This window comes from Intrasporangium sp. Soil_C_50 (assembly GCF_057656595.1).
Window position 1 is genome coordinate 204,244 of record NZ_JBDGKB010000003.1, and the last position, 24,448, is coordinate 228,691.

Consider the following 24,448-nt stretch of genomic DNA (forward strand, 5'->3'; position numbering starts at 1 on the left):
ATGTCCACGCCCATGGGGTTCACGGTCGACCCCGAGCGCGGCCGCGACCTGGCACGTCGGCTGGTCGTGCTCGCCGGCGACCTGGACCTGGCGTGGGGTGAGGCGCGGTCGCTCGACCTGGCCGAGTTCGGGGACGAGCGCCTGGGTCGGGCGACACGCGGCTTCGTCGAGGCGTGGCGATGGCAGGCGGAGCGACTGGGCGACGAGCTGGTCGACCTGTCGGACCGGTTGAACCAGGCCATGGCCAACTACCTGCTCGTCGAAGAGACCCAGCGCAAGGAGCAGGGCACATGACAGAGCAGTGGGAACTGCTCGGCGGCGACCCCGCACCCGGACGTCCCGAGTCCATCGAGCGTGTCGCGAAAGCTCTGGACCGCGTCGCCACGGAGGTGGGCCGTATCACCGCGGACCTGACCGCGAGCTCCGACCGGCTCGGAGCCCACGAGTGGCGGGGCCGGGCCGCCGAGCGCTTCCGCGAGACCCTCCACACGTTGCCGCCCGACCTGCGGTCGGCCGCGCAGAGCCACCAGCAGGCGGCAGACGCCGTCCGGGGCTACCTCGTGGTCCTGCAGGTCGAGCAGCGCCAGGCGCGCGCCGTCCTCGCGGCCGCGCTCGAGGCCGAGGCGCGGGCCGAGGCCCACGCACGGGCGTCTCGACAGGGGCGTGAGGTGGCCGGAGCCCTGTCCTCGCGGCGGAACAGTGCCGCGGAGTCGGTCCGTTCCGGTGTGCACCGTGTGGCCTCGGCGACCGACCCCACCGCTCAGAACGCGGCCCGAAGCGAGCTCACGCAGGCCCGGGGACGACTCGCGGCCGCCGAACGCGACCTCGCGGCGGCGCAGGGCGACGTCCGGCGCCACGAGGGCGCGGAGGAGGAGGCTCGCCAGCTGTTGAGCGAGCAGCGCCGACGCGCCGACGCGATCCGCCACCGGATCGCCGCGGCCGCCGGGCAGGCCGTCGCCAGGCTGGGGACCGCGGAGAAGGCCGGTCACCTGCCCCAGGCGTGGCAGCGTTGGGCCGAGGACGGGCGGACCGCCATCGTCACGTACGGGCCCGTACTCGTGGAGTCGCTCGAGCTGGGCGCCTCACTGTGCCAGGTGGCCTCGCTCGTGGCTCCCGAGGTGTTCGTGCCGCTCGGACTGGTCCTCGGCGGCGTCGCCCTCGGTGTCCGCCTGCTCGACCTGGCCGCCGACCCGGACGCAACACCTGACGACGCCTTGGACGCAGTCGTCACCGGCCTGGGGGTGCTCGCCTCGGCGACGGCGTTCGGAGGCCTCGTGCGAGCGGCGCGAGGTCTGGAGGCCGCTGCCGTCGTCGTGGACGTGGGAGGAACGACCACGCTGCACGGCGCTGGCAGCGGTGGCGAGGCACTCCTGTCACATTCGGTCACGGCCGGCCTGGCGTGGGGCGGCGGCGCGGCGGTGCGAGGCGCCCTGTCGCGGGCCAACCGGAACCCGGCGGTGGCGGCCTCCATCGCCGAGACGTCCGCGGCGCTCTCGTCCTCGATCACCGTGGAGGGCGCCACGACGCTCCGGATCCTCCCCTCGACGGTCGAGGAGGCGGCCCGGGCCAACAGCGGCACGCGGATGCTGCGGTCCCTCCTCGCGGACGGTCGCATCGGGCCGGGACAGTTCCTCCCCGGCAACCTCGCGGCGTCGCCGGTGCCGCACGACGTCCTGGGCGACCACGCCGTGTCGGCGTCGGCGCTCGAGGACGCGGTGCACGACGCCGCCGACGGCACGGTCGAGGTGGTCGGCCATCTCGTGGCAGGTGACGGCGAGGCCGTCCCCGATGCGATCGCCGGAGCCGCAACCCACTGGCTCCGGCGCGAAGCGGCCTCACCGGAGCCCGCTCAGGACGGTGGTGGTGCATGACCGGGATGACGGTGACCTTCCCGCCGACGTGGTCGGCCGTGACCACCTCGGACCCGACCGCGTCGGTCCGCTCCCTGACCGACGCTGTCACGGACGACACGCTGCGGCGCGGCGTCGACGCAGCCCTGACACCGCTGGTGCGGGCCTTTCGGCGGGCCGGGGTCGACGCCGTCGCCGCCTTCGCCCACGCGGTCCCCGCCGACGCCGCGATGGTGGCGGCCGTCTGCGCCGTGTCGGTCGAGTCGCTCACGGTCGCGGGCCCGGAGGAGCTCGAGGCGCTGCTGCGCAGCGGCCCCTACGACGGTTCCGAGGCTCTGGTCGTGACCGTTCCAGCCCGAAACGGACCTGTTCTGCGTTCGACGCTCCTCCGCGCCGCGGTCGAGCTGGCCACACCGGCGGCGGCACCGGTCATGGCCGTCGCCCGTTACGCCGTCCCCCTCGACCGGGGCACAGTCGGGCTCCTGCACTTCGAGACCCTGAGCGTCGCCTACCTGGACGAGCTGCTGCCGATGTTCGACGCCATCGGCAGCACCGTGCTCTTCTCCTCGAGCCAGGCCTGAGCCGGCCCTGAGCCGGCCCTGGGCAGGCCCCGGAGCGGGCCAGGCACCTACCCCGCGACCGGACGGCCCAGCGGCACGAAGCCGTCCTCGACGGCGTGGAAGTACAGCTCTGACCGCGTCGAGGCGGGGTGGCCCAGGGCGGCGTACTTCGTGCGGACCCGGATCAGGTACTCGCGCGCGGTGTCGTAGGAGATGCCGAGACGCCGTGCCACCGACTTGAGGGCCAGCCCAGAGACGTACAGGCGAAGCACCTCCGCTTCCCGGCCCGTCAGCGTCGGCCCGTCCCAGGATGGGGCGGTGACGAGCAGGTCCGCCAGCGGCAGCGCCGTGGGCGCCCCGGTGCCCACCACGGCCTTGACCGCCTCCGCGAGCCTCTCGGCACCGGCGCTCTTCGGCACGATGCCCGCTACTCCCGCCTGGACGCATCGGCGCAGGATGCCGCGTCGGCGTTCGCGCGTGAACACCAGGACCCGGAAGCCGCGTTCGACCAACGCCGCCACCGCGGCCTCCGGCTCTGGGTCGGCGTCGACGAGCTCCAGCAGCACGACGTCGACGCCGTCGGGCTGCAGCTCGCCGATGATGCCGACCGAGGGGCCGGCCGCCACGACGACGAGGTCGATGCCTCCCAGCGCGAGCATGCTCGGCACGCCGTGCAGCACGGCGGGCTGGTCGTCGACGAGGACGAGGCGGACGGTGGTTGCGTCATCCACGCGCCCATGGTGCGGTCGGCAGTTCGCCACTCCGGCGACATTGCACGAGGAGGTGTCCCGCGCAACGAGCAGCCGTACCGGCTCCCCGCGTCAGGCGAAGCGGACGATGAGCCGGTCCTCGGCGCCGGTCATCGGGCCGGCGAGGTCGTCGTGCTCGGGCGCCGGGTCGTCGGCCGTGCCGCGACGCCCCCAGCGGTCGCGGGCCCGCAGCCACGCGACGGCGACGAGCCACAGCACCGCGACGACGCGCAGCATCGAGAAGAAGGCGTACCAGGCCGGCGGGAGGCCGCGGTCGGGCACGGTGGTGGCCGCGATCGTCAGCCACACGGCGACGAAGTTCATCGCCTCGGCGCCGGCCCACAGCAGGTGGTCGCGCCACTGCAGCGCGCACCACGCGATGAGCGGCAGCAACCACAGCGAGCTCTGCACCGTGAACGACTTGCCGGTGACGAGGACGATGCCGACCATGACGAGCGACACCTCGGCCACGGTGGGCCGGCGGGCGGAGGCGAGCGCGAGCACCGCACCGGCGAGCAGGGCCAGCAGCCACCCGACGGCCGCGAGGGCGGTGACGACGCCGTCGGGCATCGCGTGCCCGGCCAGCTGGGGCAGCAGCCACGGCGAGCCGTAGCCGGCCGGCGCGGAGGACCACCCGAGGTAGGCCGACGCGGCCGCGGCCGGGTTGAGGAAGGAGACGAGCGACAGGATGCCGCCGAAGGTGAGGAACGTGTAGAGCGCGAGGCGGCCGAAGGCGCGCATCCGGCCGGAGCGCAGGCACAGCAGCCCGATCGCGATGACGAGGAGCACGGGGTAGCTGCGCGCGGCGATCGCCGCACCGAGCAGCACGCCCGCGAGCGTCGGACGGCGGCGCGACCACGCCCAGAGGCCGGCGCTCGCGAGCGCGACGCCGAGCAGGTCGGCGGAGACGAACCCGACGAGGGCCGCGACGGGCGACAGCGCGACGTGCGCGGCCGACCACGCCGAGAACGCCGAGGACGCCACGCACCACACGACGACGAGCAGCAGCAGCGTCAGCAGCACCGACCACAGCGCGAAGTACCAGGCGGCGCGGGTGCGCAGCGACCCGTCGTCGGGCACGAGGCTCGCGACGGCGGTCAGGGCCAGGCCGGTCAGGGGCGGCTGGCCGGTGGTCGGGGCCTGGGACCCACCCTGGAGGAAGGCGGCCAGCCCCGCCTTGACGTTGCCGTCGCGGTAGGCGTTGGGCAGGTCGGCGTAGCAGGCGCTCCAGAACTGGGTGTCGCCGGTGAAGCCGGTGCGCAGGCACGGCGCCCGCAGCAGGATGCCGAGCCCGGCGGTCACCGCGGTGAGCGCGGAGAGGATGGACGCGGTGAGGACCCAGGGCAGCTCGCGACCCGTGGCGTAGCGGCCGCGAGGTCCGCCGATGACCTCCGACGCCGCCGTGACGACCGGGTCGTCACGGCGGGCGGAGACGCGCATCACCGGGACGTCACCCGCCGGCACCGCCACCGCCGCCACCGCCGCCGCCACCGCCGCCCCCACCCCCGCCGCCGCCGCCGGGACCGGTCTGCGAGGGTGACGGGAAGGGCAGCGTGAACGTGCCGGTGCCGGTCGGAGGAACGGTGGGCGTCGGCTTGCCGGTGCCCTTCGTCTTCGTCGGCGTCGGCGTCTCGGTCGTCGTGGTCGGGGCCTGGGTGGTCGTCGTGGTCGTCGTCGTCGGCGTCGGGGTGGTCGTCGTCGTCGGCGTCGGGACCTTGTCGTCACCCACTCCCGCCCGCGGCGGGAAGTCCTGGACCGGGACGCCGTCCATGACGATCTTCATGAAGTCGTAGAAGACGTCGGCCGGGACCGTGCCGCCGGTGAGGTTGGTGTCCTCGGAGCTGGTCAGCTGCTGCGGGCTGCCGTTGGCGTCGGGCTTGTACATGCCGATCGAGACGGCCAGCTGCGGCACGAAGCCGGAGAACCAGATCGACTTGGCGTAGGACGACGTACCGGTCTTGCCGGCGATCGGGCGGTTCAGCCGCTGCAGCTTCGTCGCCGTGCCGCCGTCCTTGACGGTGTAGGTCATGGCGTCGGTGACGTCGGCCGTGACGTCCTTGTCGAAGGCCCGACGCGTCTCCGGCTTGGCCTGGTAGCTGAAGTCGCTCGTCGTCGAGGTGACCTTCTTGATGAAGTACGGCTTGGACCGGACGCCCTGCCCTGCGATCGTCGAGTACGCGCTCGCCATGTCGATGACGTGCGGCGAGGCGGTCCCGAGGACGTTGGTCAGCGTGGTGTCGAGGCCGAGCGTCCGCTCCGGGATGCCGGCGTCGATGGCCGCCTGGCGCGTCAGCTTCGGGGTGATCGTGTTGTTGAGGTTGACGAAGGCCGTGTTGATCGAGCGGCCGATCATCCGGCGCATGTCGACCATGCCGTAGGAGCGGTCACCGAAGTTCGTGATCGTCGTGCCGGCGATGTCCTGCGGCTGGTCGCCGTCGAACTTCGTCTTCGTCGAGATGCCGTCGCGGACCGCCGCCAGCACGGCGAACGGCTTGAAGTTGGAGGCACCCTGCATGATCGCCTGCGTCGCCGAGTTGAACTGGTTCTTGCGGTAGTCGGCGCCGCCGTACATCGCGAGCACCGCGCCGTCGCCGGGCTTGATCGCCACGAGGCCGCCCTGGACCTTCTTGGGGAGGTTGTCCTGCATCGCCTGGATCGCGGCCCCCTGAGCCTTCTTGTCGATCGTCGTCGTGATGCGCAGACCGCCCTGGTCGATGTCCTGCTCGGTCAGGCCCTTGGCGATGAGCTCGCGCTTGACCTGGGCGGTGATGAAGCCGTTCGGGCCGGCGGAGAACTGGTTCGGCTTGAACGGCAGGATCTTCGGCAGACCGGTGTACTTGGCGCGCTCGGCCTGGCTGAGCCAGCCCTCGGTGACCATGCCGTCGAGGACGTAGCCGACGCGCTGCTGCAGGTTGGCCTTCGCCTTCGCGCCGTTGGCAGGGTCGTAGAGCGAGGGCGCGTTGATGATGGCGGCGAGCACCGCGCCCTCCTGGACGGTGAGCTTGCCGACGTCCTTGCCGAAGTAGGCCTTGGCGCCGGACTGGATGCCGTACGCGCCGCGGCCGTAGTAGATGGTGTTGAGGTAGTCCTCGAGGATCTGGGACTTGCTGCGCTGGCCGTCGATCTTGATGGCGAGGAGGATCTCGCGGGCCTTGCGGCTGATCGTGCGGTCCTGGGTCAGGAAGTAGTTCTTGACGTACTGCTGGGTGATGGTCGAGCCACCGACCTGGGCCTCGCCGGTGACGCTCGTCTTGACGGCGCGGAGGATGCCGCCGACGGAGATGCCGTTGTTGGCGTAGAAGGTGCGGTCCTCGGCGGCGATGTGCGCCTCCTGGACGAACTTCGGCACCTGGGCGAGCTTGACCGACTCGCGGTTGCCGTCCTGGGAGGAGATGCGGTCCATCTCGGTCTTGCCGTCGCTGTAGTAGACGATCGACACCTGTCGGTTGGCGATCTCGTTCGCGGCCGGGATGGTGATCTTGTTGTAGGCGATGAAGGCGCCCACGACCCCGAGCACGAACAGCACGGCGCCGGCGATCGAGCCCCACTTGAGGGTTCCGACCACCCACTTCTTCCAGCCGGTGCGTCCGCCGTCAGCGCCGCTGCTCCGACCACCGCCACCACGCCCGCCGGCCTTGGTGGCCGACAGCTGGGCGGCACGGACCTCGTGCCTGCTCTGACTCACTCATCCACTCCGTTTCAGCGATGTGGCCCGGGCTTCCGCCCCGGGCCGCTCATCAGTATGACGCGACGCGCCGCCGGAAACCCAAACGAGAGGGCGAGCCTCACAGAGGCTGCACAGGCTGTCCACCGGTGCTCCCGAGGTCCTGCGACAGACGTACCCGCCCACCCGCACCCACCCTCGCGCGTGCACCGCACGGCCCCCGACGCGTCCACCCCGTCCGCCCACCCCGTCCGCCCACCCGTCCGCCCACCTGACGGGTTCCTGACGGCGGGGTGAGGCGTCGCTGACCCCCACCTGACGCATCGTGACGCCGCGCCTGACGCCGCGGTGACACAGCCCACACGGATCGCTGACGGCCCGCCGGGTTCCGGGCTGCGCCGCCTGCGCCGGGCGGTGACATGACCCGTAGGCGAGCGCCCGGGGCGGGTGCTCGGAGGGCAGAGGTGAGTCGGATGGACGAACACGGCCAGGTTGCGACCATCGGCACGCAGGGGACGGACGGCACGACGCCGACCTCCCGGCGCGCCCGGACCGTCGGCGCACGCGCCCGGCACGCCGGACGCCGTCGCGTCCGACCGCGTGGACGAGGTGGTCCACGCGGCCTGCGCGGCGGCCCAGCACGACGCGTGGTGTCGGCCGTTGGTGCGATGGCACTCGCGGTCGGCACGCTCGTGTCCGTGCCCCTGCTCGCGGCGGTCCCCGCGCACGCGGCCACGAACGCCGTCCACGTGCAGCTGCACGCGGCCCGGAGCGAGGCGCACGCGACCCCACCCGTCACCGAGGGCAGTCCGGTGCCCGACTTCCGCTACATGATCAACGTCGACAACAGCGGCAAGAGCGACCCCGCTGGTGGCCCTCAGCCGGGCTCCGGCTGCTCCGCCGAGGACGCGGGCTACCCGGCCAGCTGCACGTGGCCCTCGATCCTCGAGGACCCGGGCGCGGCCCCGATCTACCGCCAGGGCACGAGCGCCGACTTCGCGAACGACGCCTCGCTCACCCTGCCGGACGGCAACTACCTCGTGACCGTGCTCGCCGACGGCTACAAGATCGACGGCGCGCACTTCAGCGTGCCGAGCGACAACGGCACGGTCGACATCGGCGTCCAGCCGGACCCGCTGCCCGACGCCACCCTGCGGGCCTACGTCTTCAAGGACGAGGCCTCGACCAACGGCGCCATCGACAACGGCGAGGACGGCCTCGCCGGCTTCCAGGCGCACATCAACGACACGCTCGGCGAGGTCACGACCGACATCTACGGCAACCCGCTGTGCACGACGTACGTCGGCGAGAACCCCGACACTCACATGATCCCGTGGAACAGCACGTCCCGTGACGCCGACGGCCTGCCCATCGTCGACACCGTCGGCGGCAAGTGCTTCAGCGACTCGACCGGCATGGTCGCGGTGCCGCACCTCGGCACCAACCGCTACACGACGACGATCACGCCGCCGGACGGGACCGACTGGATCCAGACGACGACCCTCGAGGGCAACCACGACTGGGACACCTGGCTCATGGAGGGCTCGACCGGCTACGACACCGAGTTCACCGTGGCCGGCGAGCCGGTCCCGACGCCGCAGTTCGGCTTCGTGCACCCGCACAACAGCCTCGGCAGCACCGCGTCCGGCTCGATCACCGGCGTCGTCGTGGCGGCCAAGCAGTACTACCCGCCCGTGGGTGGCAGCTTCAACCTCTACAACGGCATGACGGGCAGCAAGCTCGACAAGCCGATCGCGAACCCGGTGCTCTCCCTCAACGACCTCGACAACGGCGACCAGGCGGTGTGGGTGGGCCGCGGCAACAACGACGGCAGCTTCACCATCCCGCACGTGCCCGACGGCACCTACCAGCTGACGTGGTGGGACGAGCCGCAGGACTACATCCTCATGCTCGTCAACGTCACCGTGTCCGGCGGCAAGGCCGTCGACATGAAGCAGCTGCCGATCAACGGATGGTGGACCGAGGTCACCGGCCACGTCTTCCTCGACGACAACAAGAACGGCAAGCGCGACCCGGGTGAGCAGGGCGTGGCCCAGTTCCCGCTGACGCTGCGCAAGAAGGACAACTCGCTCATGGACCGCGGCTCGAACGCGGTGTCCACCGACAGCACCGGCTACTACCGCTTCGAGAGTGGCTACCCGCTGGCCGAGTGGTTCATCCTCGAGGCCTACTCCGACTCCTTCTACACGACCGGCGTCACCTACCAGGCCGACAACCAGCCGACGCCGACGACGGTCAAGGGCTCGGGCGTCGACGTCAGCCTGCTGCCGATCATCGGCCTGTCCGGCACCGTCGACTGGGGCGTGCAGAAGTACGACGCGGCCGGCACCAAGGGCGGCCCGCGCAACGGCGGCATCGTCGGGTCGATCAGCTACGACACGACCCGCAACGAGCTGGACCCGCAGTACGCGGCGGCCGAGGACTGGCAGCCGGGCGTCCCGAACGTCCCGGTCAAGCTCTACGACACCGTGGACTGCCCGGCCGACGGCTCGCTGCCCTGCGACTCGACCGACACGTACGCGCTGGCCGCCGACGGCTCGTACAAGCAGGGCAAGCTGCTCAACACCTACCTGTCCGAGTCGTGGAGCCGGCCCACCGGCTGCGTCGCCCGAGACGCCGACGGCAAGCCCTTCGCGCACCCGGCCGACGAGGACGTCCTCGTGCCGGACCAGGCGACCACCGGCGAGTGCCTCGCGGCCCTCGTGCAGGGCGTCCAGGTCGGGCCGTACGCCACCGACCAGGGCACGCCGGACGCCAACTTCGGCGCCGCCGTCGACGGCAACTACGGCTTCGGCGACGGATGCTTCACCGGCACGCTCGACGCGTCCGACCCGGCCAACCCGACGTGCACGGACACCTCCGGCAACAACACGTTCACCGCGCTGCCGGGCGGCCACAGCTACCTCGTGCAGATCGACCTGCCGAACGACCAGAGCGGCAACCCGATGTACTCGGTGACCTCCGAGGAGGACATCAACATCGCCCGCGGCGACACCGTCGTGCCGCAGGTGCCGCCGCCGGCGTGCGTCGGCTCCCTGCACACCGTCGACGTCGCCGGCGACGGCACGGACGGCTACCCGGCCAAGACCGGCGACGGCACCAACGGCCTTCCCACCGGTGTCACCGTGCCGGCGTCCTCGCCGGTGTCGAACAACCCGTTCGTCGACATGGGCGGCTCGCCCTACGAGGGAACGGCCAAGCCGCGCTGCGACCAGAAGCTCGTCGACCTCAACAACGGCAAGTCGATCGTGCCGATGTTCAACGTCTTCACCGACGTGCCGCTGCCCTCGCGGATGCGCGGGCTCATCGTCGACGACCTCAACTTCTCCGTCGACAAGCGGACGACCGGCTTCGGTGACAAGGCCGGCGTGCCCTACGCCCCGGTCGGCATCTACGACTTCACCAACCGGCTCGTCTACACGGCGCACTCGGACTTCAACGGCATCTACGACGTCCTGATGCCCTCGACCGACCACATCTCCTGCCCGACGCCGTCCGGTGTCTGCACGGGCATGTACCGGTTCGTCGGCAACGACCCCGGCGTGCCGGGCGCGCTCAACCAGGACTACAACCCGCGGTTCCGCACCATCGCGACCGAGTTCGAGGCGATGCCCGGGGTGACCATCCCGACCGACCTCGCGCCGACCCAGGTGGGCGTCAGCATCGGCACGCCGGGAACGAGCCCGACGACCGTGTCCTGCCCGGTCGACCCGGTGCAGCCGCAGCTGTTCTCGGTGTCCAGGCCGTTCGTGCGCAGCACCGACACCGGCACGGCGCGCAACGTCAGCATCAACGGACTCGGTTTCGGGGCCACCCGGGGCACCACCGGCACGGTCACCCTCGACGGCGTCGCGCTGCCGACGAGCGCCTACCAGTCCTGGAGCGACACGACGATCCAGCTGGCGATCCCGACCGTGGGCACCAACCCGGCCACGAACGTCACGGCCGGCCCGCACACGCTCGTCATCACCGCGTCCAACGGGATGAAGACGGTCAACGGCATCACCTTCCACGTGCTCGGCACGGGGTACAGCCCGAACGTCTACACCGTCGGCCCGGGCGCGCTCGCCTCGAACGCGCGGTACAACCCCGCGAGCACGGCGAGCCAGACCGGCACGGCAGGCGTCAGCCACGCCATCCAGAACGCGCTCGACGACGCACGGACCAGCCCCGGCACCGACCTCGTGGTCGTGTACCCGAACACCGCTGTGCCCGTGACGAACCCGCGCGGCGCCTACTACGAGAACCTCGTGGTGTCGGCCCCGGTCAAGCTCCAGGGCATCGGTGCCGGTGGGTTCCAGGGGTCGACCCCGACGAGCCCGCACATCCAGGGCACCATCATCGACGGCAGCGCGTTCGGTGGCGACACCGACCTCGCGACCGACTGGTTCACCCGCGTCGACGCCATGACGTGGGCCGGCAACCAGGCCGTCAACGACGGCGCGGTCATCTACCTGCTCGCCCAGGCGAACACGTTCCCGGACACCGGCTCGGCCTTCAAGCCGGCCGTCGACGGGTTCGACATCCGCGGCGGCGACCAGCAGGGCTTCCCGGGCAACCTCAACGACCTCACCGGGCAGCTGACCAATTTGCCGCCGAACATCGTGACGCAGGGCGGGGCGATCTTCGCCAACGCCTACGTGCGCCAGCTGCAGGTGACGAACAACGTCGTCGAGAACAACGGCGGCGGCTACGGCACCATCCGCATCGGGACGCCGGACCTGCTGGCGCCCGACACCAACCAGCACAACGAGCACGTCCGGATCGCGAACAACCGCATCGTGCAGAACGCCGGCACCAACCTCGCCGGGGCCATCGGGCTCTTCGCGGGCTCGGACGGCTACGAGGTGGCCGGCAACGACATCTGCGGCAACTTCACCCTCGAGTACGGCGCCGGGCTCAGCGTCTACGGCTACAGCCCGGGCGGTTCGGTGCACCACAACCGGATCACGCTCAACAACTCCAACGACGAGGGTGCCGGCATCATGATCGCCGGCCAGCTGCCCGCCGACCCGACCACGCTGTCGCCCGGCTCCGGCGCGGTCACCATCAACAACAACCAGATCCAGGGCAACCTCGCCAACGACGACGGCGGCGGCATCCGGTTCCTCATGTCGGGCAACTTCCCGATGAACGTATACAACAACGTCATCGCGAACAACGTCTCGACGCACGAGGGCGGCGGCATCGCCATCGACGACGCGCCGAACGTGCGGATCTACGGCAACACGATCATGGGCAACATCACGACGGCCACCGCCGTGACGTCCAACGGGCTGCCGGCCCCGGCCGGTGTCTCGACGGCGACCAACAGCGACCAGCTGCAGGCGACGCTGCCCGCGGGCTCGCCCGTCTTCAGCCAGCCGCTGATGTTCGACAACATCCTGTGGGACAACCGTGCCGGCACCCGTGCGGGCACGACCGTGACGGGCATCGGCCTGGCCGGTGACGCCTCGCCGGTCGACGAGTGGGCGGTCGGCAACGCCGACGGCACGGGCCTGCTCGCGCCGACCAGCTCGGTGATCCAGCAGGACGCGTCGCACCCGTACACCACGAGCGCCACGAACCGGTTCACCGACCCGCAGGTCGTGCGGCCGTACGCCCTGTCGGTGTCGTTCGCGACGTGGCGCCAGAACCCGGCCTTCGTCGACGCGAACGTCGTCGCGGTGGAACAGCCGCCGGACCTCATGGGCGACTACCACCTGGCGTCGTGCGCGACCGGGTCGGCCTCGCCGGCCTGCAACCTCGGCGCGGCCTCGGCCGGTGGTGTCTCGATGCCGACGACCGACATCGACGGCGACGGCCGTCCGTCGAACGGCGGCTACGAGGCAGGATCCGACGAGTCGCCGGGCGGCACCGTCACGCCGCCGCCCTCGACACCGGCGTTCTACTTCTCGACGACCGGCAACACGAACCCGCCGGGAGTCACGGGAACCGCCGACGACGCCGACGTCTACGCGTGGAACACACCGTCGAACACGTTCAGCCGGAGCATCGACGTGACCGCGGCACCGTACAGCGTGCCCGCGGCGGCCAACCTCGACGGCCTGTCGATGGTCGACGCGACGCACTTCTACGCCTCGTTCAGCAACGACACGACCCTCCCGGGCCTCGGGGCGGTCCAGGACGAGGACGTCGTCTACTGGAACGGCAGCGCCTGGTCGGTGTTCTTCAACGGCACCGCCCACGGCATGACCACGGCCCAGCTCGACGTCGACTCGATCACGGTCCGCGGCGGCGTCCTGTACTTCGGCACCGCCGGGGCACAGCGTCCGCCGGGGGTCGGCGGCACGACCGACGCCAACGACCTCTACAGCTGGAACGGCACGGCCTACGCACGGGTCTGGGACGCCTCGGTGCACGGCGTGCTGCCGCTGACCCACGTGGACGCGGCGACGTACGTGGACGCCACGCACGTCTACCTCTCGTTCGACGGCACGAACAACCTCATCCTCACCGGCGGGCTCAGCTCGCTCACCGTCCAGGACGAGGACGTCGTTCTCTGGCAGAGCGGGAGCGCCACCTCCCTCGGCACGTGGTCGGTCTGGTTCGACGGCACCGCCCGCGGGCTCACCGCGGCCGACCACGACATCGACGCGTTCTCGCTGCCGACGGGTGCGACCGCACCCGCGGCCGCCGCGGCTCGCGCCGGCGCCCGCCCCGCTCCCGGGATCGGGGGGCCGGTCCGATGACCGGCCGCCCCGGCCCCGAGCCGCACCTGCAGCTCACCGCTCCTTCACGACAAGGGGACACCATGGACACGCTCCACCCGACCGAGCCGGGCGTGCCCACGCCCGACGCGGTGGCGACCCTCGCCACCGCACCCACCGGACCCACCGGACCCGCCGGAACCGGCGACGTTCCCGGCGGGGCCGCCGAGGCAGGACACGGCGTCAGCCGGCGCCGGTTCCTCGGCCTCGCCGGGGGCGCGGCCCTCGTGGCCGGCGTCGGCGCCTGGAGCGGGCGCGTGCTCGCGCCCGAGCAGGTGGCCTCCGCGGCCGACGCGCCGGCGAACCTCTACCTCGCCGGCACCGACGGCTGGATCCACCTGCCCCCGACGCCGGCGATCCCGCCGTACCACCCGGACCCGCTCGCGCCGGCGGGCCTGACGACCTACGTCTTCGGCTTCCGCAACGTCACCGGCATGACGACGACGCAGCGGCTCGCGCAGAAGAACAAGGCGCAGCACTCGGCGCCGCTCTTCTGGGTCGACCAGTACGACCCCAACGCGCACAACGAGTTCCGCGTCCAGCTGACCAACCTCGGCCTCGCCCTGCGGCCCGACCTCTTCGATGCCCACACCCTGCACTGGCACGGGTTCCGCAACGTCATCCCGTTCTTCGACGGGGAGCCGACGGGGTCCGTGTCGGTGCCGGCCGGGCGCGAGTTCACCTACGTCTACCGCCCGCGGGACCCCGGGACGTACATGTTCCACTGCCACGTCGAGGACGTCGAGCACGTGCACATGGGCATGACGGGCCTCGTCTTCGTCCGGCCCCTGCAGGACGGCCAGAGCAAGACCTACCAGGGCCGCACGTACACGAAGTTCCTCTACAACGACGGCGACGGCTCGACCGGCCACGACCGCGAGTTCGCGATGTTCCTGTCGGAGGTGTGGGCCGAGGCGCACTGGGCCGACGCACACATCCAGCTGCCGGAGTGGAGCGACTACCGGGCCGACTTCGCGCTCCTCAACGGACGCGTCTACCCCGACACGCTCGAGCCGAACGGCCCGTCGGTCAACGCCTTCCACACCGAGTCGGGCGTCACGTTCGACCCGAACGGCGACCTCATCCCTCCGACCGGACGCCCGGACCTCCAGTACCAGCCGAACTCCTCTCTCGTGCGGTGCAACTCGGGCGAGCGGGTGGCACTGAGGTTCGCCAACCTCGGGTTCCGCGAGTCGGCCATGACGACGAGCGGCATCCGGATGCGGGTCGTCGGCCGCGACGCGACGCCGATGCGCGGCCGCGACGGCACCGACACCTCGTACGAGACCGAGACGCTCAACATCGGCCCGGGCGAGAGCTACGACGTCGTGTTCACGGCCCCGCCGAAGACGGGGTCGGGGCCCTACGACACGTACTACCTCTACAACCGCGCGTTCAACCGCTCGAACAACCTCGCACCGGGCGGGTTCGGCGGTCAGGCGACCGAGATCCGGGTGTACGCGAGCGGCGTCGGTCCGCAGAGCTACCCGAACGACTGGGGGAACTGAGCCATGAGCCTCACACCACGTCTCCGGCGTCGCGGGGCCTCCCTGCGACGCGTGCTGGCCGCCGCCACGGTCACCGCGCTCGGCGCGGTCGGTGCGGCGGTCGTCCAGGGCGCACCGGCCACGGCCGACGCCCCGCCGCGCAACGGGATCGTCTGCACCTCGGGCGGATCCGCACCCGGCAACCCGGTCTTCGACCTGACGACGCGCACCGGCTACATCGACCTGCCGGACGGCAACACCGCGTACATGTGGGGCTACTCGAGCGGGTTCGACCCGTTCCAGCACCCCGGTCCGGTGCTGTGCGTCCACGAGGGCGACACGGTCACCGTCATCCTCCACAACACCCTCGAGGACCCGACCTCGATCGTCTTCCCGGGCATGGACGACGTCCGGGCCGACGGGGTCGCCTCGCAGCCGCAGGTCGACGGCACCGGCCTCGTGACGAGCCTGGCGCCGGGCGCCGCCGCGCTGACCGGCACGAGGACGTACACGTTCACCGCCTCCCGCCCGGGCACCTATCTCTACGAGTCGGGCACCAACCCGGAGAAGCAGGTGCGGATGGGCCTGTTCGGAGCACTGATCGTGCGTCCGACGCTCGGCGACGACTACGCCTACGACTCCGCCGACAGCCGGTTCAACCCGACCGAGGAGTTCATGGTCCTGCTCTCGGAGATCGACCCCTACCAGCACCAGGCGGCCGAGGCCCACAAGACCTTCAACCTCAACAACTACAAGGCGCGGTACTGGCTCATCAACGGCCGCGGCTACCCCGACAGCATCGCCGACAACGGCGCGTCGTGGCTGCCCAACCAGCCGTACGGCTCGCTCGCCACGGTCAAGCCCTACGACCCCGTGACGCACCCGCTGAACGGACTGGCCCGCTACCTCAGCGTCGGCAGCGAGGACTACCCGTTCCACCCGCACGGCAACAACGGGCTCGTCGTCGGCCGTGACGGCCACCCGCTGAAGAGCCCCTCCGGTGGGGACCTGTCGATGGAGAAGTTCGCCATCAACATCGGCCCCGGCCAGACGTGGGACGTGCTCTTCAAGTGGTTCGACGCCGAGGGCTACAGCCCGAGCAACCCGGTGACCGTGACGGTCCCGAGCCTCGCCAACCAGGTCGTCGGCACGTTCTACAGCGGCAGCCCGTACCTCGGCTCGACGCAGGCCCTGCCGCCGGGGGTGCAGACCCTCAACCAGTGCGGCGAGTACTACATCATCAGCCACAACCACGCGCTGTACCAGATCACCTCGTGGGGCGTGACGATGACCGGTCCCATCACGTACATGCGGATCGAACCGCCGGCCCCGAACACGTGCGGTTGAGGAAGAGGTGGATCCGATGACGACACGCACCCGCGCACCGCGCGTCCTGATCCGGTCGCTCGCGACCGGAGGCCTGCTCACCGCGGCCTGGCTGCTGCTCGGCCCGGCGGGCTCGGCGCACGCCGCCGACCGCTCCATCGACCTCTGGGCCGTCAGCGGCTCGACGAGCCTTCCCGGGCTCGCCTCCCCGCTGACCGTCTGGGGCTACAGCTCGGACGGCTCGACGGTGACCGCTCCCGGCGGTCCCGTGCTCACCGTCGACGAGCACGACACGGTGACCATCACCCTGCACAACACGCTGCCGGAGAACACCGCCCTGCACATCGGGGGCCAGTCGCTCGTGCCCGACACCACGGGCATCCCGAGCGGCACCCGCACGTACACGTTCACGGCGGACCGCCCGGGCACCTACCTCTACGAGGCGGGCCTCACCCCGAACAGCGAGCACCAGGTGGCCATGGGCCTCTACGGGGCCCTCGTCGTCCGGGCCACGAACCCGGCCCAGGCCTACGACGACGCCGGCACGGCGTTCGACGCGTCGGCCCCGGTCGTGCTCGGCGAGATCGACCCGGCGCTCAACGCCAGCGCGAACCCGGGCGGGTTCGACCTCCGCAACTTCAAGCCGCGCTACTTCACCGTCAACGGCAAGGTGCACCCGCAGAACGCGCCGATCGCCGCGGCGTCGGGGCAGAAGCTGCTCCTGCGCTACGTCAACGCCGGGCTCTCCTACCGCTCGATGGGCGTCCTCGGTGGCTCGCAGCGGCTCGTCGGCGTCGACGGCAGCCAGCTGCGCAACGGGTCCACCGACATCTCGCGCAGCTACGTCGCCGAGACGTTCGGTCCCGGGCAGACCGCCGACGCCATCGTCACCCTGCCGGCCACCGCGACCGACCGTCGGCTGGCCGTCTACGAGGCGAGCCTGACGCTGCACAACTCGAACACGGCCGGCGCGGGCGGCATGCTCGCCGTCGTCGCCGTGGCCGGGACCGGCGTCGCCGCCCCCGACGCGGCGGGGCCGGTCACGACCGGCGTCGCGTGGGCGGGTGGCACGCTGACCGCGACGGTCAGCGACGTCACGACCGGAGGCAGCGGCGTCGCCGCCGCCGAGTACCGGCTCGACTCGGTCGCGGCCACCGCGACCGCGATGAGCGGGTCGTTCGGGACGCCGACCGTCACCGTCACGGCTCCCGTCGCCGTCGCGTCGGGCCAGCACGTCCTGTACGTGCGCGGCCAGGACGCCGGCGGGAGCTGGGGTCCGTGGAGCTCGGTCCTCGTCACGGGCAACGACGTCGTCGGACCGACGACGAGCGGCGTCGTGCTCGCACCCGACCGCACCAACGGCTCGGTCGCCGTGGCCGTCAGCGCCACCGGCAACGACTCCGCCTCGGGCGGGCACGCCATCGGAGCGGCCGAGCTGTCGATCGACGGCGGCACCGCCGTCGCGATGACCGTCGCGACCTCCGGTCCGGTGGCGAGCGTGACCGGCACGATCCCGGCCGCCACGGTCAACCTCCTCGCCGAGGGCAGCCACACGGTCTCGGTCCGCACGCAGGACTCGGTCGGCAACTGGGGTGACCCGGCGACGGCGACCCTCGTCGTCGACAAGACCGGTCCCACCGCGTCGGCGCTCGCGGTCGACCCCGACCCGAACAACGGCCTGCAGCCGGTCAACGGCGCGACGCCGTCGGTGCGCCTGTCGGCGACCCTGACCGATCCCGCGTCGACCGTCGGCGCCGCGCAGAGCACCGTCGTGGCCGGCGAGGCCTTCGTCGAGACGCTCGGGCCGCTCGGCTCCGGCATCCCGGTCGAGGCCTCGGACGGGGCGTGGTCGGGCCCGATGGAGAACGTCTACCTCGACATCCCGCTCGCCACGGTGCGCCAGATGACCGAGGGCTCGCACACGCTGTGGGTCCGCGGGCGCGACGCCGCCGGCAACTGGGGTGCGGCCGGCCAGGTCGTGCTGCACGTCGACAAGACCGCCCCGTCGATCACGACCCTGACGGCGACGCCGAACGCGGCAGCCAACACCATCACGGTGTCCGGCACCGCGACCGACGCCCGGTCCGCGCTGACGAACGTCGAGTGGTTCCGCGGCGCCGACCCCGGCGCCGGCAACGGCACCGCGCTGACGATCACGGCGGCGGGCGCCATCAGCGGCACCATCGACACCTCCGGCTTCCCGGACGCCGCCACGACCCTCTCCTTCCGGGTCCGCGACGCCGCCGGCAACTGGAGCGCCGTCGTGACCCGCACCGTCACCGTCACGCACCAGCTGCGCTACTCGACCGCGGGCAACACGAACCCGCCCGGGGTGGCCGGCACGGCCGACGACGCGGACATCTACCTGTTCAACGGCGCAGCCCACTCGCGGCTGCACGACCTGAGCACCATGGGTGTCCCGACGAGTGCCAACGTCGATGGCTACAGCCGCGTGGACGACACGCACTTCTACGTCTCGTTCGCCGGCACGACGAACGTCACCGGCTTCGGCACGGTCCAGGACGAGGACGTGCTCTACCGCAACGGCACGACGTGGACGCTGTTCTACGACGGCTCGGCCCGCGGCGTCACCGCCAACGTCGACGCGATCAGCGTCGTCGGCGGCACCCTCTACCTCTCCCTCGCGACGAACACGACGCCGCCGGGAGCAGGTGGGGCCGGTGACGACGCCGACGTCTACCGCTGGAACGGCAACAGCACGTACACGCGGGTCCTCGACGCGACGACGGTCGGGATCCCGGCCACCGCCAACGTCGACGGCGTCACGTGGGTCAGCCCGACGGACTACTACCTGTCCTTCAGCGCCGACGCCGTCGTCACCGGCCTCGGCACCGCGGCCGACGAGGACGTGATCCACCGCACGGGCACGACGTGGAGCACGTACTTCGACGGCTCGCTGCACGGCATGACCAACTCCAACCTGGACGTCGACGCGTTCGACATCCGCTGACCCGAGACGGGCGCCGGCCACCCCGGGCCGGCGCCCCGTCGGAAGGAGCGAGGCGATGACCGCCCCCACCCTCACCGCACCGGACCCGCGCGACTCCGCCGATCCCGGTCGGGCCCGCCCACGCCGACGGGCCAGGGCGGTCATCGTCCTCGTTGTCGTCGCCCTGCTCGCCCTCGGCATCGCCATCGGGACGCGGGCGGCCGTCCGGGCGGCGGACGACGTGCGCTCGGGGACCCGGGCCGTCAACGCGCAGGAGTTCGCGGCGGCCACGGGCGTCAACCTCTCCCTGCTCGGCGTCACGGCCCAGGGCGGGATGATCGAGTTCCGCTACCAGGTCGTCGACCCCGACAAGGCGAGCCTGCTGCTGCACCAGGACGACCGGCGCCCGATCCTCGTCGCCGAGGACACCGGCGCGACGCTCGTCATGCTGTCGCGGCCCCACAACCACAAGGCCGACCTCAAGCTCGGCGGCACGTACTTCTTCATGATGGCCAACACCCAGAACGCGGTGCGTGACGGCACGAAGGTGACCGTCATCGTCGGGGACGTCCGCCTCGAGCACGTGGTGGCCCGCGCATGACCGCCGCGGCCCGTCGTGCGCCCGCTGCCCGGCGGGCCGCCCGCCCCACCACGTCGTCACCCGCGCCGTGGGTTTCCCTGTCCTGCAGGCCGACCCGGCGCCTCCTCACCCTGCCGACCGCGAACCTCCCGACGCGGCGCAGCAGGGTGACGGAGGCGCCGGGCATCCTGCGGGCCGCCGTCGCAGCAGCGCTGCTCGTGCTCGTCGCACTGGTCGCCGGCGCCGGCTCGGCGTCGGCGCACAGCGCCCTCGAGCGCTCCGACCCGCCGAACGGCGGCATGGTCGCCACCGGCCGCACCAACCTGACGCTGTGGTTCGGCGAGCCCGTGTCCGCCTCCGGCAGCGCCTTCACCGTCCGGCCGAGCGACGCGTCGGCCCCGCCCGTCCCGGCGACCGCCACGCTCGACGCGTCGGGTGCCGTCGTCCACCTGCGCACCCCGCCGCTCGAGCGGGGCACGTACACGATCGCCTGGTCGGTCGTGGCCCTCGACGGCCACGCGACGCGCGGCACCGTGGTCTTCGGTGCCGGTTTCCGGCCCGACGGCGTGCCGGCCGGGGCGTCCGGGCCCGTGCCCGACCCTGCCCAGGTCCTCGCCCGCCTCGCGGACCTCGGCGGCACCCTCCTCGCACTCGGCGCCCTCGCCGTCGCCGGCCGGGTCCTCACCGGGCTCGGGGCCACCGGTGCACGGCTACGGCGGCGAGTGCTCCGGCTCGGGGCCCTCGGGGCGGCGGTGTCCCTCTCGGCCGCGGCCGCCGTACCGGTGCTCACCGCACGGGCCGGCCTCGACGCGTCGGCCGGTGCGCCCGGACAGAGCGCCTCGTTGACGTCCGCGGTGCGTGAGGTCCTCCTCGGCAGCACGTGGGGCCTCCTCTGGGTGCTGCGGCTGCTCGCCGTCGCAGCCGGGCTCGTCGGCCTCGTCGTCGCGACCCGCCGGTCGGCGTCCGAGGGGTACACGGCCGACACGGCCGCTGACGACACGCCCGCTGACGGCCCGCCGATACCGCGCGGCTGGACGCGTCCGGCCCGGGTGGCCCTCGGCGCGCTCGTCGTCGCCGCGTCGCTCGACGGCTTCGCCGGCCACGCGTCGACGCTGCCGGCCCGTTCGGTGCCGGCCGCGCTCGCCGCGACCCTGCACGTGCTGGCGGCGGGGGTGTGGGCCGGCGGACTGCTCGTCCTCGTCGTCACGGTGGTGCCGCTCATGCGCCTCGACGCCGCGACCCGCCGCTCGGTGTCGCCGCGGGCCTGGCGGGCCTTCAGCCCGATCGCGGCCGCCTCCACCGTCGTCCTCGTCGGGACGGGGCTCTACGAGGCGGGGCGGCACGTCGAGTCGGTCTCCACCGCCGCCCGCAGCGTCTACGGCACGGGGGTGCTCGCCAAGCTGCTCCTCGTCGTCGTGGCACTCGCCCTCGCGGGCTACAACACGGTGCTCGTCAACCCGGCGGTCTCGGCCCGCGTCGGCCGGGTGCTGCACCTCGGTGCCGGCTGGCGTCCGCGGCGGCGCCGGCTCGCCGTGACCGTGACCGTCGAGGCCCTCGTCCTGGCAGGTGCGGTCGCCGTGGCCGCGCTCATGACGTCGGTGCCCACGGCGCGCGAGGTGCAGGCCGCGGCAGCGGTCACCGCGCCCCACAGCGCCACCGTCGACGGACTCTTCGTCACCTTCGAGGCCGTCCCGACCGGGGAGCAGCTGCGCCTCGTCGTGCGCACCGAGGCAGTCGTCCGGCCGCTGCCCGCGCCGCCCTCCGGCGTCGAGGTGGGGCTCGCCCCGGCGGGCACGGTCACCCTCCGCCCGGTCGAACCCGGACGTTGGGAGGGTGCCGCCGCCGTGCCCGCGAGCGCCGACTGGACCGCGGCCGTGGTCGTTCACCGGTCGGGGCGCCCCGACTCCGTCGTCCTCGTCCCGTGGTCCACCGCCGCGGCCGGGGCCGTCACTCCGCTCGAGCTCGTCACGAGCGGCCTGGCCGTCGCGATGCTCCTCGCGCTCGCGACCGTCGTCGCCGTTCGGCGCCGACCCCGCGCCACCGACTCCCCCTCCCCCTGGTCAACCCCCGCGGGAGTCGGTGGCGCCGGTCCCGGTCCGGGCAGCAAGGACGAGCACCTCGAGAAGGCGATGACCCGATGAACCAGCCGATGAACCGCCCGTTGAACCAGCCGTCCAGCCACCCGTCGGCTCACCTGCCGACCCCGGCTCCCCGGCCCCGCGCCGGAGCGCTCGGCGCAACCGCCCTCGGTGCCGCGGCGCTTGTCGCCGCACTGCTGGCCGCTCCGGCGACCGCGAGTCCCCGTGGCGCCCATAGCGACTCGGGCTCGAGCTCGTCCGCGCCCACCGCCGTGTCGGCGGCGTTGGCCCGGGCCCTCGGGACGACGCCGGCATCGGGGCGCATCCGCGTGCTGGTCACGCTCCGCGACCGCGCCGACCTCTCGGGCCTGCCGGCCCAGGCACGCGACCGCCGGCTGGCCGCCGTCGTGCAGCGGCTGCGCGGGCACGCGAGCACGAGCCAGGCCCCCCTGCGTTCGCGGCTGCACGCGCTGGCGGCCGTCGGTGAGGTGAGCGCCGAGACGCCGCTGTGGGTCACCGACGCCGTCGCCGTCACCGCTTCGCCGGCGGCCGTCCGCGAGCTCGCGGCGCGGCCGGACGTCGCGAGCGTGACCCCCGACGCCATCACCGTGACCCCGGTCGCGGCGCCCGCCGAGCCCAACCTCACCGCCGTCGGCGCGCCGACGCTGTGGGCCACCGGCCAGACCGGGCAGGGAGTCGTCGTCGCGACCCTCGACAGCGGCGTCGACACGAGCAACCCCGACCTGGCGTCCCGGTGGCGCGGCGGGTCGAACAGCTGGTTCGACCCCTACGGCCAGCACGCGACGCCCGTCGACCCCAGCGGGCACGGCACCGCGACCACCGGCCTCGTGGTCGGCGGCGACGGCGCCGGCACCTCCTACGGCATGGCGCCCGGGGCGTCGTGGATCGCGGCCCGCGTGTTCGACGACCGGGGCGCCGCGAGCGCCACGGCGATCCACCAGGCCTTCCAGTGGGTCCTCGACCCCGACCACGACCCGTCGACGGCCGACGCACCGCGCGTCGTCAACGCGTCGTGGGTCCTCGGCGCCGGGCCGGGGTGCGACCTCTCCTTCCAGCCGGACGTCCGCGCCCTGCGCGCTGCCGGCATCGTGCCGGTCTTCGCGGCCGGCAACTTCGGCCCGTCCGCCTCGACGAGCGCCAGCCCGGCCAACTACCCCGAGTCGCTGTCGGTCGGTGCGGTGTCGGCCACCGACACGATCTGGTCGGGCTCGAGCTCGGGGCCATCGACGTGCGGCGGGCGCACGCGCGTCTTCCCGGACGTCGTGGCCCCGGGCGTCTCGCTGCTCGTCGCCGACCGCTACGACACGTACACGTACGCGTCGGGCACGTCGGTCGCCGCGCCGCACGTGACCGGGGCGCTGGCGCTGCTGCTCGGCGCGCACCCGGACCTCGCCGCGTCGACGCTCGAGCAGGGCCTCGTCGCGACCGCCCACGACCTCGGCACCGCCGGGGCCGACGACCGGTACGGCGCCGGGCGGGTCGACGTGCCGGCTGCCGACGCGTGGGCCGCCACCGCTCCCGCGCCCACCCCCGACCTCGCGCTGATGGTCGCTCCGGGGTCGGCGTCTACGCGCGCCGGCGGCGGCGTGACGTTCGGCGTGACGGCGACGCCCGCGGACGGCTTCGCCTCCACGACGTCCCTGTCCGTCACGGGCCTGCCGCCGGGGGCGACCGGCACGTTCTCGCCGGTCACGCTCGGGGCGGGCGCCTGGAGCTCGACACTGGCGGTCACCACGGGCACCGGCGTCGTGCCGGGCTCCTACCCGCTGACCGTCACGGCGGCCGGCGGCGGGCTGACGCGCACCGCGACCGTGACGCTCGGCGTCACCGCCGCCCCTGACTTCACGCTGTCGGCCTCGCCGACGTCACGCACCGTCAAGCGAGGCCAGACGGCGAGCTACCCGCTGGCCGTCGGGGCGTCCGGCGGGTTCACCGGCAAGGTCACGCTGTCGCGGTCGCTCCTGCCGGCCGGTGCGACGTCGTCGTGGACCGTCAACCCGGTCGCCGCGCCGGGCACCTCGCGCCTCGACATCAAGCCGTCGTCGACGACGCGTCGGGGCACGTACACGGTGACGGTGACCGGCACGGGAGGTGGGGCGACGCACAGCGTGACCCTGACGCTCGTCGTCGCCTGACCGCCCGCACCGCACGCAGGACCACTCGATCACGGACGAGGCGTCGTCCTCCTCCGCGTGCCGACGCCCTCGTGCGGCACCCTCAGCATTGCTCCGCGTGGTGAGCCAGAGGTCGGATCGGGACGACGCCTCTCGGACGCGGCTCATGGGGAGGAGCAACGCTGAGCGCGTCGGCCGACCGCCTGCTCCGGCCGGTGCCGGCCCGCCCTCCGAACCCGCGACCACCGGACCGGAGGGCGTCGACGAAGCGCTGCAGTTCGCGTGCAACCTCCCGGCGGGTCCAGCCAGTCGTTCCGGGTGTGACGACCACACTGGAC

General features: G+C 72.6%; 13 protein-coding genes. 10 read left to right on the forward strand and 3 right to left on the reverse strand.

All coding sequences use genetic code 11. The features are described from left to right. The 3 genes from AC3A5R_RS10585 to AC3A5R_RS10595 are packed head-to-tail and all read left to right on the forward strand — an operon-like array spanning position 1 to position 2,431. Complete coding sequence (locus AC3A5R_RS10585) at positions 1–294, forward strand: hypothetical protein (protein WP_487620728.1); 294 nt, start codon at positions 1–3, stop codon at positions 292–294. Further along, positions 291–1,871, forward strand: coding sequence for a hypothetical protein (locus tag AC3A5R_RS10590; RefSeq protein WP_487620729.1), 1,581 nt, complete (start codon positions 291–293; stop codon positions 1,869–1,871). Before AC3A5R_RS10585 ends, AC3A5R_RS10590 begins: the two co-directional genes overlap by 4 nt. Then, a complete protein-coding gene (locus AC3A5R_RS10595) occupies positions 1,868–2,431 on the forward strand; it encodes a hypothetical protein (protein ID WP_487620730.1) in 564 nt (187 codons plus the stop codon). The genes AC3A5R_RS10590 and AC3A5R_RS10595 overlap by 4 nt, the downstream gene beginning before the upstream one ends. A 47-nt stretch (positions 2,432–2,478) precedes the next feature. Here AC3A5R_RS10595 and AC3A5R_RS10600 read toward each other — a convergent pair whose 3' ends face one another. From AC3A5R_RS10600 to AC3A5R_RS10610, 3 genes are all read right to left on the reverse strand, one after another. Beyond that, positions 2,479–3,141, reverse strand: coding sequence for a response regulator transcription factor (locus AC3A5R_RS10600; protein WP_487620731.1), 663 nt, complete (start codon positions 3,139–3,141; stop codon positions 2,479–2,481). Between the two features lie 90 nt (positions 3,142–3,231). Continuing rightward, positions 3,232–4,599 (reverse strand): glycosyltransferase 87 family protein, encoded by a 1,368-nt coding sequence (locus AC3A5R_RS10605; RefSeq protein ID WP_487620732.1) that lies wholly within the window; start codon positions 4,597–4,599, stop codon positions 3,232–3,234. Between the two features lie 10 nt (positions 4,600–4,609). Then, positions 4,610–6,844 (reverse strand): transglycosylase domain-containing protein, encoded by a 2,235-nt coding sequence (locus AC3A5R_RS10610; RefSeq protein ID WP_487620733.1) that lies wholly within the window; start codon positions 6,842–6,844, stop codon positions 4,610–4,612. A 647-nt stretch (positions 6,845–7,491) separates the two neighbouring features. Between AC3A5R_RS10610 and AC3A5R_RS10615 the strand changes: the two genes are divergently transcribed. From AC3A5R_RS10615 to AC3A5R_RS10645, 7 genes are all read left to right on the forward strand, one after another. Then, positions 7,492–13,536, forward strand: coding sequence for a hypothetical protein (locus tag AC3A5R_RS10615; RefSeq protein ID WP_487620734.1), 6,045 nt, complete (start codon positions 7,492–7,494; stop codon positions 13,534–13,536). Between the two features lie 62 nt (positions 13,537–13,598). Next, a complete protein-coding gene (locus AC3A5R_RS10620) occupies positions 13,599–15,062 on the forward strand; it encodes a multicopper oxidase domain-containing protein (protein ID WP_487620735.1) in 1,464 nt (487 codons plus the stop codon). A 3-nt stretch (positions 15,063–15,065) separates the two neighbouring features. Then, positions 15,066–16,388, forward strand: coding sequence for a multicopper oxidase domain-containing protein (locus AC3A5R_RS10625; protein WP_487620736.1), 1,323 nt, complete (start codon positions 15,066–15,068; stop codon positions 16,386–16,388). 16 nt (positions 16,389–16,404) lie between these two features. After that, entirely contained in the window at positions 16,405–19,338 is a 2,934-nt protein-coding gene (locus AC3A5R_RS10630; RefSeq protein WP_487620737.1) for a multicopper oxidase domain-containing protein, read from the forward strand. A 55-nt stretch (positions 19,339–19,393) separates the two neighbouring features. Beyond that, positions 19,394–19,918, forward strand: coding sequence for a hypothetical protein (locus tag AC3A5R_RS10635; protein ID WP_487620738.1), 525 nt, complete (start codon positions 19,394–19,396; stop codon positions 19,916–19,918). Between the two features lie 146 nt (positions 19,919–20,064). Next, positions 20,065–22,038, forward strand: a complete 1,974-nt coding sequence (locus AC3A5R_RS10640; RefSeq protein ID WP_487620739.1) for a copper resistance protein CopC — start codon at positions 20,065–20,067, stop codon at positions 22,036–22,038. Next, positions 22,035–24,131, forward strand: coding sequence for a S8 family serine peptidase (locus tag AC3A5R_RS10645; protein WP_487620740.1), 2,097 nt, complete (start codon positions 22,035–22,037; stop codon positions 24,129–24,131). Before AC3A5R_RS10640 ends, AC3A5R_RS10645 begins: the two co-directional genes overlap by 4 nt. Positions 24,132–24,448: the final 317 nt, after the last annotated feature.